We start from the raw sequence: 15,509 nt of genomic DNA, 5'->3' as shown, positions 1-15,509 counted from the left end.
CTACCTATATTTCTATAATTTTTAACCGTTTTATGGTAGAATATCTCACAGAGGGTGATGTGTGATGACAAAGGTTGTATCAATTGATGAGATTGAAGAAGTTTGTAATATTGTTGAATGTAATGGTGTGGTCGCATTTCCAACAGAAACAGTCTATGGAGTTGGTGTGAAGTTTGGCTCAAAAACAGCATTAGATAAGTTAATGGAGGCTAAGAATAGAGATTATTCTAAGGCCATTACATTGATGGTAGCAGATAAAAAAGATATCGAAAAATATGCTTATGTGAGTGATGATGCAAGAAAGATTATTCAGGCTTTTATGCCAGGCATGATTACACTTGTTTTTAAGAAAAAAGGCAATGTTGATTCGATTATGACGAATGGAAAAGAGACAATTGGAATTCGTATACCAGATAATCAATATGTATTGACTTTGCTACAGAAAGCTGGACCTATGCTAGTGACAAGTGCAAACTTATCAAATCACCCCAATACTACATCAACAAAGGAAGTTTTAGATCAATTGGATGGTCGTATTGACTTGGTAGTAGATGGACATACAAATGACAATGTTGCAAGTACTGTTGTGGATGTAAGTGGAAATGAAATCAAAATATTACGTGAGGGTAAAATAACAAAAGAGGATATACAGGAGGTATTGAAATGAAAATAGCAGTTGCATGTGATCATGGAGGATTACGATTAAAAAATGTTCTTGTTGAAGAGATGAAGAAACAAGGATATGAAGTTGTTGATTTTGGAACTTATAATGAGGAAAGTTGTGATTATCCTGATTATGCTTCAAAAGCTGCAAAAGCAGTAGCGTTGGGGGAATGTGAAAAAGGTGTTGTTGTATGTGGAACTGGCATTGGTGTTTCTATTACATGTAATAAGGTCAATGGAATTCGTTGTGCATTGGTACATGATGTATTTAGTGCTAAAGCGACAAGAGCTCATAATGATTCTAATATGATTGCAATGGGGCAAAGAGTTATTGGAGAAGGATTAGCTTTGGAAATTTTAAATGCATGGTTAAGTACTGATTATGAAGGTGGTAGACATGATGCAAGAATTCAAAAAGTTATGGCTTTAGAGGAGGAATAAAACAATGAGAGATACTGAAGTTTTTGAAAGTGTTGAGAGAGAATTAAACAGACAAAGAAATAATATTGAATTAATTGCTTCTGAAAACTTTGTTTCTGAACAAATTTTAGAATTAGCTGGAACTGTTTTAACAAATAAATATGCTGAAGGTTATCCTGGAAAGAGATACTATGGTGGATGTCAATTTGTTGATGAAGTAGAAGATTTAGCAAGAAATCGTTTAAAAGAATTATTTGGATGTGAGCATGCAAATGTGCAGCCTCATTCTGGGGCACAGGCAAATACAGCGGTTTATTTAGCTGTTTTAAAACATGGTGATAAAGTTCTAGGAATGTCTCTTGCTGATGGCGGACATTTAACGCATGGACATCCATTAAACTATTCAGGAATAAATTATGAATTTCATAGTTATGGAGTCACAAAAGAAACTGAAACAATTGATTATGATGATTTTAAGAGAAAAGTTGAAGATATCAAGCCAAAGTTAGTTGTAGCAGGGGCAAGTGCTTATTCAAGAACAATTGATTTTGAATTTATGGCTCGTATTGCTCATGAAAATGGAGCATTGTTTATGGTTGATATGGCGCATATTGCTGGTTTGGTTGCTGCTGGATTACATCCATCTCCATTCCCACATGCTGATATTGTCACAACAACAACTCATAAAACATTAAGAGGACCACGTGGTGGGGTCATTATGTGTAAAGAGGAATTAGCTGCTGATATAGATCGTGCTGTTTTTCCTGGTATGCAAGGGGGTCCATTAATGCACATTATCGCAGCTAAAGCTGCATGTTTCTATGAAGCATTACAACCTGAATTTAAAGACTATGCAACTCAAGTTATTAAAAATGCGAAGGCTTTTGAAGACTCTTTAAAAGAAGAGGGATTTAGATTGGTTGCAGATGGAACTGATAATCATTTGTTATTAATTGATGTGAAAGCAAGTTGTGGAATGAGTGGAAAAAAAGCTGAAAGATTACTTGATGAAATTAACATTACTGCAAATAAGAATGCTATACCTTTTGACACAGAAAAACCATTTAAAGCAAGTGGTATTCGTGTTGGAACACCAGCTATGACAACAAAAGGTTTTAAAGAAGAAGATTTCAAAGAAGTTGGAAAAATTATAGCTTATCGTTTAAAGAATGAAGAAACTGACGAAATTAAAGAAGAGTGTATAAAAAGAGTGAAAGCATTAACTGATAAAGTGACTATGTATCATGACTTCACTTATATCAAATAGAAAGAAGGACAAATTATGGCAACAACAATATTAAATCATCCTTTAATTGATCATAAATTAACAATTATGAGAAATAAAGATACAGGAACAAAAGAATTTAGACAGAACTTAGATGAAATTGCTATGTTAATGGCTTATGAAGTGACAAAAGGATTACCAACCAAAAATATCGAAGTCGTCACACCAATATGTCAAATGACAGGAAAAGAACTTGTAAGACCAATTATTCTTGTTCCTATTTTAAGAGCTGGTCTTGGTTTAGTCGATGGTTTCAAAACAATTATACCAACTGCAAAAGTCGGTCATATTGGAATGGCTAGAAATGAATCAACTTTAGAACCAGAGGAATATTATGCTAAATTTCCATCATGTTTAGATACTGCTGATGTTATTGTCGTTGACCCAATGTTAGCAACTGGTGGAAGTGCATCTGCTGCTATTGTCAATATTAAAAAACGTGGGGCAAAGTATATTAAACTGGCATGTTTGGTTGCTGCACCAGAAGGTATTGCAGTTATCGAACGCGATCATCCTGATGTTGATTTAGTTGTTGCGGCTTTAGATGAAAAATTAAATGAAAAAGGTTATATTGTTCCAGGTTTAGGGGATGCTGGTGATCGTCTTTTTGGAACAGATGAATAAAAAACGATGTTAAAAGACTTGGTCTATGCATTAGAATTAGGTTTAAGAGTTATAGGAACGTTCATTATATGTTCATTCGTAGGTGTTAAACTTGATCAGTATTTTCATAGTCAGCCAATTATATTATTAATATGTCTATTATTGGCTTTTGTCTATGTTATAAGATTATTGTTAGGAGTGGGTAAACATGAATGAGAAAACTGTATTAAAAAGTTCTATTTATGTCTTTCTTGTTGGATGTTTAGGGCTCGGATTACTAAGCTTATGTATTCAAAATATATCTTATATATTAGGGTTTATTTTGGGGTATATTATAAATATCATTGTCTTTTTAATGATTATGAAAATGTCTGAAGGAATATTAAAGTTTTCAATGTCTACTGCAATTATTGCAGTTATGTTTCTGGCAAAGTTAGCTTTATATGCATTAGGGTTTTATATATCTGTAAAATCACCATGGTTTCATTTACTCGGTGTATTTTTAGGATATATGGTTACCAAGGTAACAATATATGTAGAAGGATTTATTCATAAAGGAGGTGAAGTTGATGCTTAGTGCGACAATACTTTCTACAGTACATATTCAATTACAAGTTGAACTGGTATTCTCTTTAATTATAATGTCAGCGTTAATTCTATTCTTTGTATTTGCTGGGAAAAAGGTTATGGCAGCTGATCCGTTAGAGAAGCCAAAAGGTATTGTGTTAGTATGTGAAACAGGTATAGAGATGGTTTATAACTATATGAAATCAATCATGCCATCACGATTTGAGAAACGTTATTATCCTTATTTTGCGATGTTGTTTGTTTATTTAATTGTTGCTAATTTAAGTGGTTTGATTGGTTTTGATGCACCAACATCAAATTTTTCGATTACTTTGGCAATGACATTAATTACATTTACATTAATTCAGTATAATGCGTTAAAGAAAAAAGGTGGATTAACATATGTTAAAGAATTAATATGGCCACCTACCAATATACTTGGAGCAGTATCACCATTAATATCGTTATCAATGCGTTTGTTTGGTAATATATTGAGTGGAACAATTTTAATGGGACTGGTTTATCAATTTACTGGCTGGTTATCAAGTTTTATCTTACCAGTCAATATTTTGGGTCCTATTTTAGCACCTGTATTACATGCTTATTTTGATGTTTTTGCAGGATGTATTCAAACATTAGTATTTGTGACTTTATCTAGTATTCTGATATCAATAGAAGCAGAATAACTGGTGAAGAATAAAAAAACAAAAAATTATTTGGAGGAATAAAAAAATGACAGATTATGGTTTAATTGCAATTGCAGCAGGTATCGCTGTATGTGCAGGTTTAGGAACAGGAATTGGTGAAGGGATTGCAGCGAGTAAAGCAGTTGAGGCTGTAGGTAGAAATCCAGAAGCTGAAGGAAAAATTCGTACAATGATGATTTTAGGTATTGCTTTATCTGAAACAGTTGCTATTTATGGTTTATTAATTTCTTTCTTATTAATGTTCGTTTTCCCAAGCTTTATTGGATAAAAGTTGGAGAATGAGTAGATAAAGAAGGAGGAACAAGAAATGAATATTGATATTGCTGGAAAGTTATTTCCCAATATAACAACAGTTATTATTCAATTGTGTTCAACAGGAATAATGCTATTCTTTTTCAAGAAATTTCTTTGGACTCCTATGCAGGCTTATTTTGAAAAAAGAGCTAATTTCATTGAATCAACAATCAATGAAGCAAAGGAAATGAATGAAAAAGCAAAGACATTTATGGTAGAAAGCGAAGAACAGGCACGTGAATCTGCTAAAGAATATCGTGGAATTGTTGAAAGAGCAAAAGCCGATGCTTTAAAAGTCCGTGATGATATTGTAGCAGATGCGAAAAAAGAAGCTGCTAATAAATTACAACAGGCTGAAAGAGAAATTGAAGCAGAAAAACAACAAGCTAAAGAAGAAATGAAAGAAGAAATGGTTGGTATTGCAATAGAAGTTGCTGCAAAAGTTCTAAGTAAAGAAATGAATACCAAAGAAAATCAACAAATGGTTGAAGACTTTGTTGAAAAGGTTGTCAATTAATGGACATTATTGCAATGAGATATGCTGAATCATTATTTGATTTAGCAAAAGATGAAAAGACCATTGAGACTTATCAAAAAGATATCACAAAAATTCAAGAAGTTTTTGATAATGAAGAGATTGTGAAGTTCTTTAGCCATGTTGCATTACAAGATGAAATCAAAGTTGATGTCTTGAAAAAGAGTTTTGAAGGACAAGTCTCTTTATATGTCTATAATTTCTTATTGTTACTCATTAAGAAAAGAAGAATCAAATATATAAGAGAGATTTGTCAGCAGTTCCAATCTTTATGTAATGATTATTTTGGCATTAAAGTTGGTAAGGTAGTCAGCGCTTATCCTTTAGATGATAAGCAAGTTCAAAAGATTGAACACGCTATTGGTAGAAAAGAAGGAAAGAAAGTTAAGTTACGTGTGGTTATTGATGAACGTTTAATCGGTGGAATTAAAGTAGAAATTGATAATCATGTTTATGATGATTCACTTTCTTATAAATTAGAATCACTGAAACAAGAGTTATTGAGAAGGTAGGTGAAGGTAGTGGATCTAAGACCAGATGAAATTAGTGCATTAATTAAAGAACAGATTAAGCATTTTAATGATCAGATTGAATCTAAAGATATTGGAACAGTTATGACGATTGGTGATGGTGTTTCACTTGTTCATGGCTTAGATAATGCTATGCTTGGAGAATTGTTGTTGTTCCCTGATGATGTTTATGGAATGGTTATGAATCTTGAAGAGGATAGTGTTGGTGCTGTATTACTTGGTAGTGAAGGAACTATTAAGGAAGGCGATGAAGTGAAACGAACAGGAAAAATTATTGAAGTTCCTGTTGGTGATGGTTTATTAGGGCGTGTTGTGAATCCATTAGGGCAACCAATAGATGGTCAGGGAGAAATCGTTTCTTCTAAAACAAGACCAATTGAAAGAGTTGCGAGTGGAGTTATGACAAGAAAGTCTGTAGACCAGCCTTTGCAAACGGGAATTACATCTATTGATGCTATTATTCCAATTGGTAGAGGACAGCGTGAGTTAATCATTGGTGATAGACAAACAGGAAAAACAGCTATTGCTATTGATACAATTTTAAATCAAAAAGGTCAAAATATTTATTGTGTGTATGTTGCAATTGGACAGAAGAATTCTACTGTTGCTCAAATCGTAGAGAAATTACGTAAGGGTGGAGCAATGGAATATACAACGATTGTTTCAGCAGGTGCAAGTGAACTTGCTCCAGTTCAATATATTGCGCCATATGCAGGGAGTGCAATGGCAGAAGAGTGGTTAGCACAAGGAAAAGATGTATTAATTGTTTATGATGATTTATCTAAACATGCCGTTGCTTATCGTACTGTCTCTCTCTTATTGAAGAGACCACCAGGACGTGAAGCTTATCCAGGAGATGTTTTCTATTTACATTCTCGTTTACTGGAAAGAGCATGTCGTTTAAATGAAGAAAATGGTGGAGGCTCAATTACAGCTTTACCAATTATTGAGACACAGGCGGGAGATATCTCAGCATATATCCCAACAAATGTTATTTCAATTACAGATGGGCAAATCTTCCTACAGCAGGATTTATTTAATGCTGGATTTAGACCTGCCATTGATACTGGATTATCAGTAAGCCGTGTAGGTTCTTCTGCTCAAATTAAAGCAATGAAGCAAGTCTCAGGATCATTAAAACTAGAATTGGCACAATTTGCTGAAATGCAGGCGTTTGCTCAATTTGGTAGTGATTTAGATGCAGCAACAAAGGCAACATTGGATCATGGTGAAAAAGTTCGTGAAGTCTTGAAACAGGCTCAATATTCCCCTCGTTCTGTAGAAGAACAGGTGATTTCATTGTTTGCATTAAAATATGGATTTACAAAAACAATCCCAGTGACAAAAGTATCACAGTTTGTTAGTGAATTATATGAAGAAATGAAGTTAAATCATGCAGATATGATTGAAGATATTCGTATTGAAAAAGCAATTAGTGAAGAACTTACAAAACAATTAAAAGAAGTCATGAGTGAGTTTGTAGAAAAATTTCTAAAAGTGAATAAGGAAGGATAGAACAATGGCTAGTAATATGCAGTCTATTAAAAGACGTATAAAGTCCGTTGAATCTACAAAAAAAATCACTAAAGCAATGCAACTTGTTGCCACTTCTAAACTTCAAAAGACTAGAAAACAATTAGAAGAACTCAAACCTTACTATAGTATGGTTCAAGAAACAGTTGCTGAGATTCTTGCCAGTAATAAGAATTTAATTGATAATCCATATTTGAAAGAGAATACTCAAGGAAAGACTGTTTATATTGCAATGACATCAAGTTTGGGGCTATGTGGTGGATATAATGCTAATGTTTTAAAAACGATTGCAAATGAGATTCATGATAATGATCTTGTTTATATGATTGGTTCTAAGGGAGCAGCATATTTAACACATAGACAGATTGAATTTAATCATGAATATTTACATTTAAATTCAACTATGGATTTTAGAGAAATTGTAAGACTTGTGGGTGAATTAACACAAATGTATAGAGATCAGGAGATTTCTAAAATTAAGATTATCTATACTCAATTTGTAAATAATCTTACATTCACACCAAGAGTTATCACACTATTGCCTGTTGATACCGCTGATTTTACAGATATTGAGGTCACAAAGAAATTTACTATCTTTGAACCAAGTCCAAGTGATGTACTCAATCATTTGATACCTATGTATTTACAGTCAGTAATATATGGTTATTTAGTAGAGTCAGTCACAAGTGAAAATGCATCAAGACGTGTGTCTATGGAAAATGCTACTGACAATGCTCAAGAATTAATTGAAGACTTATTGTTAAAATATAATCAGGCAAGACAAACAGCGATTACAAATGAGATATCAGAAATCGTTGCAGGAGCGAATGCTCAATAGAAAAGGAGGTGCCTTATGTCTAATATAGGTAAAATCGTACGTGCTGTTGGACCAGTTGTTGATATTGCATTTAATGCTGATTTTTTACCAGCTTTAAATACTGCGATTCAAATTGATAATCAGGGTGAATCGTTAACAGTGGAAGTTGCACAACATATTGGTGACGATATCGTACGTTGTATTGCAATGGGGCCTACTGATGGATTAATCAGAGGACTTGATGCAATCGATACAGGAGCACCTATTAGTGTACCTGTAGGAAATGAAACATTAGGAAGAATGTTTAATGTTTTAGGTCATCCAATTGATGGTAAAGAACCGTTGGATTCTCATGTGACGGCTATGCCAATACATAGAAGTGCACCTACTTATGCACAACAAAGAACTGAAACAGAAATCTTGGAAACAGGAATCAAGGTTATTGATTTAATTTGTCCTTATATTAAGGGTGGTAAGATTGGGCTGTTTGGTGGTGCTGGAGTAGGGAAAACAGTATTAATCCAAGAATTGATTAATAATATTGCAACTCAGCATGGTGGATTATCTGTCTTTGCAGGAGTTGGTGAACGTTCAAGAGAAGGTAATGATCTTTATTATGAGATGAAAGAGAGTGGTGTTTTAAATAAAACAACACTTGTCTTCGGACAAATGAATGAACCACCAGGATCTCGTTTAAGAGTTGCATTAACAGGACTGACAATGGCTGAGTATTTTAGAGATGAACAAAATCAGGATGTCTTATTATTTATTGATAATATCTTTAGATTTACACAAGCTGGTTCAGAAGTATCAGCTTTACTAGGACGTGTTCCTTCACAAGCTGGTTATCAACCAACACTGGCTACAGAAATGGGACAATTACAAGAACGTATTACATCAACAAAAAAAGGTTCAATTACATCAGTACAAGCAGTTTATGTACCTGCTGATGACTTGACTGACCCTGCTCCAGCCACAACCTTTGCTCATCTAGATGCAAAAGTTGTATTGGATCGTTCTATTGCAGCATTAGGAATATATCCAGCTGTTGACCCATTAAACTCATCATCACGAGCTCTTGATCCTTTAGTTGTAGGACAAGTTCATTATGAAGTAGCGCATGGAGTGCAACAGATACTCCAAAAATTCCAAGAATTACAGGATATTATTGCTATTTTAGGTATGGATGAATTAAGTGAAGAAGACAAGATAACTGTTGCTCGTGCAAGACGTATCCGTAATTACTTATCACAACCATTTACTGTAGCTTCTCAATTTACAGGAATGGAAGGAAAATATGTTCGTGTTGAGGATACTATCAGAGGATTTAAAGAAATCTTAGAAGGAAAATGTGACCATTTACCTGAACAAGCATTTCATAATGTAGGTTCGATTGAAGAAGCTATTGAGAAAGCAAAGACTTTAACTGATGAAAACGTTTAAGCTGAAGATAGTGACACCAAGAGGAATCTACAAAGAAACAGAAGTAGAGTTACTCAACTTAAGAACAACAGCAGGTCAAATTGGTATTCTTGCAAACCACTTGCCTCTTGCAAGTGGACTTGAAATTGCAGAAATGGACTATAAAGATGCGAATGGGCAAAGAAATAGATTTGCATTATCTGGTGGTTTTGTTTATGTCAATGAAGATGAAACCACAATTATTGCTAATGCAATAGAATCACCAGAAGAAATTGATTTACGTCGTGCTGAAGAAGCAAAACGTAGAGCAGAAAAACGTTTGCAAGATAAAGATGGCGATATTTTAAGAGCTGAAATGGCTTTGAGAAAAGCAATAACTAGAATACATGTTAAAAATGGGAATTAAGATTTGATTTGGTTCAAATCTTTTTTTCTTTCCTGCATTATAATGAAAATGAGCTGATTATGGAAATAATTGAACATATTGCAGATATTTAGGTAGAATGAAATAACTGAGATACATATAGAGATAAGGTTTATGCAGGATGAAAATTGAAGAGAGAAGTTAAGTAAGTATGTTGCAATGAGAAGTCATATAACATGAGAATCCTGAACAAAAAGAGTATCTAGAAAAATACAGGAGTATGAGATTATTAAAAAATTGAGAAAGAAAATAAGAAAAAAACCAGGATAAGTCTCAAAAGGATGATAATACAATCAATAATCTGTTAAACAAAATATAAAAAAGATTTGTTATTGTGTCGAAACATGTTAGAATAAAACTTGCGAGGATGTGAGATAATGGCAAAAAAGAAGAAATTAAAATTAAGAATAGACAGAGTTATTTTGGTTGCTATCATTGCAATAATAATCCTTTTTGGACTATATAAAGGAATTATGTTTGCAGTAGATCAGGTTTCTGGATTTTTTGCTAAAGAAAAGCCAGTACAAGTTGAACAAAAAGAGAAAGAATATATTGCAACAGTTGTTATTGATCCAGGACATGGAGGATATGATGCTGGTGCAAATACAAAAAATCTATTTGAAAAAGATATTACGCTTACAACTGCTAAAGCAGTTGGCAAATATTTAGAAAATCAAAATATTAAAGTTATTTATACAAGAACAGAAGATATTGAGTTACATGATGATAAAAAAACAGACTTGGAAATGCGAGCAGCAATAAGTAAAACAAATCAAGCTAAGTATTTTGTATCTATACATGTTAATGATTTTGATAAAACAACTGATGTTTCAGGGTTTGAAGTTTATACTAAAAATGATGAAAGTACAGCTTTAGCAACTTCTGTTGGTACATACATAGAAAAATTAAATTATTCTAAAAATAGGGGTATTCAAGATGGAAAGAGTTTGGTTGTTCTAAAAGCGAATACTGTCCCATCTATATTAGTAGAATTAGGTTATATTAAGGGAAAAGATTATAATTATTTGAGTGATAATCAAAAATTAGAACAGATAGGTGAAGCTATTGCAAAAGGAATAGTAGATCAAGTTCATAAAAAGTAGATATACTTATGGTAAGATGTTTTGAGATTAAAAATAATGATATGGAGTAAAAAGAAGAAGTTCATAATTAGCACTTCTTCTTTTCATTTACAAGATTGAGTTTATTTTAAAAAGTATTGTTGATATAGGAATTTATTAAGGATGTATGAGTATACATTAACTGTCGAATTATGTATAATAGAGATGAAGAAAGCTGGGATATTATGAAGATTAAAAAGAGGGTTTATATCATCATAGGAATTGCTATAGCTATTATTGGAGCAGTAATCTTTTTTATGTTTATGGATAGGCCTGTTGTTGAATTTAAGGATGATATTGGAAAGATTGAGATTAAAGGGGAGTATGATCCTAAAAGTTTTATTTCTCAGGTGAGAGGTCATGATATTGATGATATAGATGTTGATAAATCTCAAGTCAATATAGAAAAGATAGGTACATATGAATTGATCTATAAATTAAATGATAAGGAATATATTTTAAAGGTTGAAGTTGTAGATACTGTTGCTCCAACGTTTGAAGTCAATTCATTGGATATAGACCTTGGTAGGAATGTATCAGTAGAAGATATTGTTAAAAATATCAATGATCAAACTGAAACAAAATCATATTTTAAAGAAACATATGACTTTAGTAAAGAAGGAGAACAAGAAGTCATTGTGGTTGTTGAAGATGCAGGTGGTAACAAGACAGAAAAATCAGCGAATGTAAAGATTGTCAAAGATGAAGAAAAACCAACATTAAGCGGATTACATGATATAAGTGTTACTAAAAATGGTAAAATTAACTATTTAACAGGTGTTACAGCAAAAGATAATCGTGATCCGCATCCTCAAATTGATGTCAACTCATCTCAGGTTGATACAAATCAGGTAGGAGTATATAATGTTATATATACAGTTACTGATCGTTCAGGAAATAGCAACTCTTATACAAAAAAAGTCACTGTTTCTCAGAAATCAGTAGCAAATCATGGTCAAAGTGGAGATAAAGTTGTTTATCTGACATTTGATGATGGTCCATCTGAAAATACAGCACAAATATTAAATATTTTAGATAAATATAATGCCAAAGCAACATCCTTTGTGACAGGTAATGGACAAAAGTATAATAACCTTATTAAAGAAGCACATAATAAAGGGCATACAATAGGTCTACATACATATACACATAATTATTCTAAAGTATATGCTTCAGTTGATGCATATTTTAATGATTTGAATAAAGTAGGAAAAATGGTAAAGGGGTTAATTGGTTTTGTTCCTAAGTATATAAGATTTCCTGGTGGAGGTTCTAACATGGTTTCTAAAAAATACACACCAGGTATTATGAGTGTTCTTGTGTCAGAAGTGCAAAACAGAGGATATCAATATTATGACTGGAATGCAAGTACAGGGGATGCCAATGGAAACAATATTGCAGTTCATAAATTGGTCAAAGAAGCAACATCAAGTCATGCTCATAATATTATGATTCTTGCTCATGATACAAAGGCAAAATCAACAACAGTGCAGGCTTTACCAAAGATTATTGAATATTATCAAGGGTTAGGTTATACCTTTAAAGGTATAGATGATAATAGCTATGCACCACATCATAAAGTGAATAATTAAATAAGTAAGTTAATATAAAAAGCAGTTCAATTTGAGAGATTTTTGAACTGCTTTTAAGGTTTCGTTTACTTTTCAAATAGACGAATCATTTTTTCTTTAAATGTCGTATAAGGGTAATATCTAAATGGGAGATCAATCCATGTTGCTTTCTTAACAAGACTTCTCGTATGAGAGAAGGTTTCAAAACTCTTTTTGCCATGATATGAACCCATGCCACTATGTCCAACACCACCAAATCCAAGTTGGCTTGTTGCAAGATGGATAATGGTATCATTAATACATCCACCTCCAAAACTACAAGAGTTTAAAAGTTTGTTTTGAACATCTTTATGACTTGAGAATATATAGAAGGCAAGAGGTCTTTCTCTTTTGTTGATGAAATCTATGACTTCATCAATTGAATGATATGTGATAATAGGAAGAATTGGTCCAAAGATTTCTTCTTTCATTAAGGGATTATCACTATCAATATGATCAACAAGTGTAGGTTCAATCTTCAAAGTTTGTAGATTTCCTTTTCCTCCAATAATAATATCTTGATTTTCAAGAAGGTGGGTGAGTCTTTCAAAATGTTTTTGGTTAATAATCTTAACAAGTTGATCATTTTCAAGTGGGTTATCACCAAAGAATTCTAAAATATATTGTTTTATATAGTCTATAAACGGCTTTTTTAAGTTCTCTCTCACTAACAAATAATCTGGCGCGACACATGTTTGTCCAGCATTTAAAAACTTACCAAAGGCAATTCTCTTGGCAGCTAATTTTAAACTATGAGCATCATCAACAATACAAGGACTCTTTCCACCAAGTTCCAATGTCACTGGAGTTAAATAGCGACTAGCTTTAGCCATCACTTGTTTACCAACTTCAACACTTCCAGTAAAAAAGATATAATCAAAACGTTGCTCAAGTAATGCTATATTTTCTTCTCGACCACCCTCAACAACAGCTACATATTTCTCATGACAAGTTTCATGAATCATTTGTTTAATAATATGAGAGACATGAGGTGCATAGGCGCTTGGTTTAATAATAACAGTGTTTCCAGCTGCAATAGCACCAATAGCAGGTTCGATTGATAACATAAAAGGATAATTCCAGGGACTCATAACAAGTGTAACGCCATAAGGTTCATAAGTTTCATAACTAACTCCATAAAACTGAGCCAAGGGAGTCCATACTTTTTTATTTTTCGACCATCTTTTTATATGTTTTAATTGATAATTTATTTCACTTAAAACCAATCCAATTTCAGCCATATAAGATTCAGTAGCATGCTTATTGAGGTCTTTCTTTAAAGCTATTATAATCTTATCTTCATTTTGAGTTATCCATTGTTTTATGTTCTGAATTGTTTTTATACGCATTTGAATATTTTTCGTATCATGTGTCATAAAATATTGACGTTGGGAATCAACTAACTGTGTAATATCCATAATATTCCTCCTATTAATAGTTATTTTCATTATAGCGTAATTCGCATAGTCTTTCAAAACGATTTGTGTTAGAATAAAACAACAGGAAAGGGTGAAACAAGAATGAATGCAGTATATCATGAATATGACGAAAATCCAGTTCGTAAAACATTAAAACAAAGAAAGAAAAAGAAACTGAAAAGAAAAGTCAAAATCTTATTAGTATTATGTCTTTTGATCATACTTGCATTTTATTTAATAAGTGATTATTCAAAAGTAAAATCTATACATATAAGTGGTAATTCTCTTACTGAGAAAGAAGAAATACTTGAACATATTACAATCAGTCAATCATCATACTATATGTTTATGAATACTCATAAAATAGAAAAGCAAATAAAACTATTACCGGCTATTAAAGAAGCTACAGTTCAATGTGACTGGGTAGGGAATATAAAGATTGAAGTGCAAGAAGCACAGCCAATTGCATATGCAAAAATAAATAAAGATATATATGAAATTAATAATATTGGAAATATTATTAAAACGACTGATCAAGATAGAATAAGTTTATTAAAATCATTACCTTATGTCAGTGAATTTAAAGAGGAAAAATTACTAAAACAATTCGCTGAAGGATTCAAAGATGTTCCTACACTTATGCAAAATGAAATAAGTGATATCATATTGTCGCCACAACGTGGTGATGAAACAAGGTTAAAATGTTTATTGAAAGGAGATAAGATTTTGTACATAAGAATTGAGGACTTATCAACAAGACTTGATGATGAAATCTTCAATTATGAAGCATATAAAACAAAGTACAAAGATAAATACAGTTTCTCAATAGAAGGTATTCATTTATATCTTGAATAGAATTAATAAATTGTCTAAAAGATAAAAAAGCGTTAAAAATATATGAGATGATATTGACAATAAAAGTGATATTTGTTAAGGTTAAAGATAGAAAAAGCAAAGAACAGAAGAGATTAAAAGGATGTTTTAGAGAACTGATGGTTGGTGAAAATCAGGACAGAAATTTTATGAGAATGGTCTGGGAGCTGTTATCTTGAATAGTTAGAGATAAACGTTAACTGCGTTAAAGTAATGAGAGACACTTCGGTGTAAAAAAGGTGGTACCGCGTATTTAACGTCCTTTTATAGGGGCGTTTTTTTATTTGGAAGGAGAGAACAAACATGAAAAATCCAAAAGATTATTATTTAACAACAGCAATTACTTATACTTCAGGAAAACCACATATTGGGAATACATATGAAATTATATTAGCAGATGCTATTGCAAGAAGTAAAAGACAAGAAGGATATAATGTTTATTTTCAAACTGGAACTGATGAACATGGCCAGAAGATTGAATTGAAAGCGCAAGAAGCAGGAATCCCTCCTAAACAATTTGTTGATGAAAAAGCAGCGGTTGTTAAAAATATTTGGGATTTAATGGATTCATCATATGATAAATTTATGAGAACAACAGATGAGTATCATATTAAGCAAGTCCAAAAGATATTTAAGAAATTATATGATCAAGGTGATATTTATTTAGGACACTATGAGGGTAAATAT

19 protein-coding genes and 1 other annotated feature are annotated in these 15,509 nt (G+C 32.3%); of the genes, 18 read left to right on the top strand and 1 reads right to left on the bottom strand.

Annotated elements, in window-relative coordinates; all coding sequences use genetic code 11:
• Positions 1-64: 64 nt before the first annotated feature.
• From AC5M21_RS11695 to AC5M21_RS11620, 16 genes are all read left to right on the top strand, one after another.
• A complete protein-coding gene (locus AC5M21_RS11695) occupies positions 65-667 on the top strand; it encodes an L-threonylcarbamoyladenylate synthase (RefSeq protein ID WP_302280569.1) in 603 nt (200 codons plus the stop codon).
• Complete coding sequence (gene rpiB / locus AC5M21_RS11690; protein ID WP_302280570.1) at positions 664-1,104, top strand: ribose 5-phosphate isomerase B; 441 nt, start codon at positions 664-666, stop codon at positions 1,102-1,104. The genes AC5M21_RS11695 and rpiB overlap by 4 nt, the downstream gene beginning before the upstream one ends.
• 4 nt (positions 1,105-1,108) lie before the next feature.
• The gene (gene glyA, locus AC5M21_RS11685; RefSeq protein WP_302280571.1) at positions 1,109-2,350 is read left to right on the top strand and encodes a serine hydroxymethyltransferase; all 1,242 of its coding nucleotides are present in this window, start codon (positions 1,109-1,111) and stop codon (positions 2,348-2,350) included.
• 15 nt (positions 2,351-2,365) lie between these two features.
• Positions 2,366-2,992 (top strand): uracil phosphoribosyltransferase, encoded by a 627-nt coding sequence (gene upp / locus AC5M21_RS11680; RefSeq protein WP_302280572.1) that lies wholly within the window; start codon positions 2,366-2,368, stop codon positions 2,990-2,992.
• A 6-nt stretch (positions 2,993-2,998) separates the two neighbouring features.
• Positions 2,999-3,187: an AtpZ/AtpI family protein gene (locus AC5M21_RS11675; protein WP_008788991.1), complete on the top strand. Its 189-nt coding sequence runs from the start codon at positions 2,999-3,001 to the stop codon at positions 3,185-3,187.
• Positions 3,180-3,548, top strand: coding sequence for an ATP synthase subunit I (locus AC5M21_RS11670; RefSeq protein WP_008788990.1), 369 nt, complete (start codon positions 3,180-3,182; stop codon positions 3,546-3,548). The genes AC5M21_RS11675 and AC5M21_RS11670 overlap by 8 nt, the downstream gene beginning before the upstream one ends.
• On the top strand, positions 3,541-4,224 hold the full coding sequence (locus AC5M21_RS11665; protein ID WP_008788989.1) for a F0F1 ATP synthase subunit A: 684 nt from the start codon (positions 3,541-3,543) through the stop codon (positions 4,222-4,224). The genes AC5M21_RS11670 and AC5M21_RS11665 overlap by 8 nt, the downstream gene beginning before the upstream one ends.
• Before the next feature lie 46 nt (positions 4,225-4,270).
• Positions 4,271-4,513, top strand: coding sequence for an ATP synthase F0 subunit C (gene atpE / locus AC5M21_RS11660; protein WP_008788988.1), 243 nt, complete (start codon positions 4,271-4,273; stop codon positions 4,511-4,513).
• Between the two features lie 39 nt (positions 4,514-4,552).
• A complete protein-coding gene (gene atpF / locus AC5M21_RS11655) occupies positions 4,553-5,056 on the top strand; it encodes a F0F1 ATP synthase subunit B (protein WP_302280574.1) in 504 nt (167 codons plus the stop codon).
• Positions 5,056-5,586 carry a F0F1 ATP synthase subunit delta gene (locus tag AC5M21_RS11650; protein WP_302280575.1) on the top strand — a complete coding sequence of 177 codons (531 nt, stop codon included), beginning with the start codon at positions 5,056-5,058 and terminating at the stop codon, positions 5,584-5,586. Before atpF ends, AC5M21_RS11650 begins: the two co-directional genes overlap by 1 nt.
• A gap of 9 nt (positions 5,587-5,595) precedes the next feature.
• Positions 5,596-7,119, top strand: coding sequence for a F0F1 ATP synthase subunit alpha (gene atpA, locus AC5M21_RS11645; RefSeq protein WP_302280576.1), 1,524 nt, complete (start codon positions 5,596-5,598; stop codon positions 7,117-7,119).
• A gap of 4 nt (positions 7,120-7,123) precedes the next feature.
• Entirely contained in the window at positions 7,124-7,975 is an 852-nt protein-coding gene (gene atpG, locus AC5M21_RS11640; RefSeq protein WP_302280577.1) for an ATP synthase F1 subunit gamma, read from the top strand.
• A 15-nt stretch (positions 7,976-7,990) separates the two neighbouring features.
• Positions 7,991-9,397: a F0F1 ATP synthase subunit beta gene (gene atpD / locus AC5M21_RS11635; RefSeq protein WP_302280578.1), complete on the top strand. Its 1,407-nt coding sequence runs from the start codon at positions 7,991-7,993 to the stop codon at positions 9,395-9,397.
• Complete coding sequence (locus AC5M21_RS11630) at positions 9,384-9,782, top strand: F0F1 ATP synthase subunit epsilon (protein WP_008788982.1); 399 nt, start codon at positions 9,384-9,386, stop codon at positions 9,780-9,782. Before atpD ends, AC5M21_RS11630 begins: the two co-directional genes overlap by 14 nt.
• A 395-nt stretch (positions 9,783-10,177) precedes the next feature.
• A complete protein-coding gene (locus AC5M21_RS11625; RefSeq protein WP_008788981.1) occupies positions 10,178-10,903 on the top strand; it encodes an N-acetylmuramoyl-L-alanine amidase family protein in 726 nt (241 codons plus the stop codon).
• A 203-nt stretch (positions 10,904-11,106) separates the two neighbouring features.
• Positions 11,107-12,513, top strand: a complete 1,407-nt coding sequence (locus AC5M21_RS11620; protein WP_008788980.1) for a polysaccharide deacetylase family protein — start codon at positions 11,107-11,109, stop codon at positions 12,511-12,513.
• A 65-nt stretch (positions 12,514-12,578) separates the two neighbouring features.
• Here AC5M21_RS11620 and AC5M21_RS11615 read toward each other — a convergent pair whose 3' ends face one another.
• Positions 12,579-13,979, bottom strand: coding sequence for an aldehyde dehydrogenase (locus tag AC5M21_RS11615; RefSeq protein WP_083806996.1), 1,401 nt, complete (start codon positions 13,977-13,979; stop codon positions 12,579-12,581).
• Positions 13,980-14,051: 72 nt separating this feature from the next.
• Between AC5M21_RS11615 and AC5M21_RS11610 the strand changes: the two genes are divergently transcribed.
• A complete protein-coding gene (locus AC5M21_RS11610; RefSeq protein WP_008788978.1) occupies positions 14,052-14,804 on the top strand; it encodes a cell division protein FtsQ/DivIB in 753 nt (250 codons plus the stop codon).
• Positions 14,805-14,894: 90 nt separating this feature from the next.
• Positions 14,895-15,089: a binding site (T-box leader), on the top strand.
• A 36-nt stretch (positions 15,090-15,125) separates the two neighbouring features.
• Positions 15,126-15,509 (top strand): class I tRNA ligase family protein (locus tag AC5M21_RS11605; RefSeq protein WP_493531495.1); only part of this gene is annotated, 384 nt, incomplete at its 3' end.

The sequence above is a fragment of the Coprobacillus sp. genome, assembly GCF_984815275.1.
The sequence above is the reverse complement of the archived record's forward strand: the minus strand, read 5'-3'. Positions and strand labels throughout refer to the sequence as shown.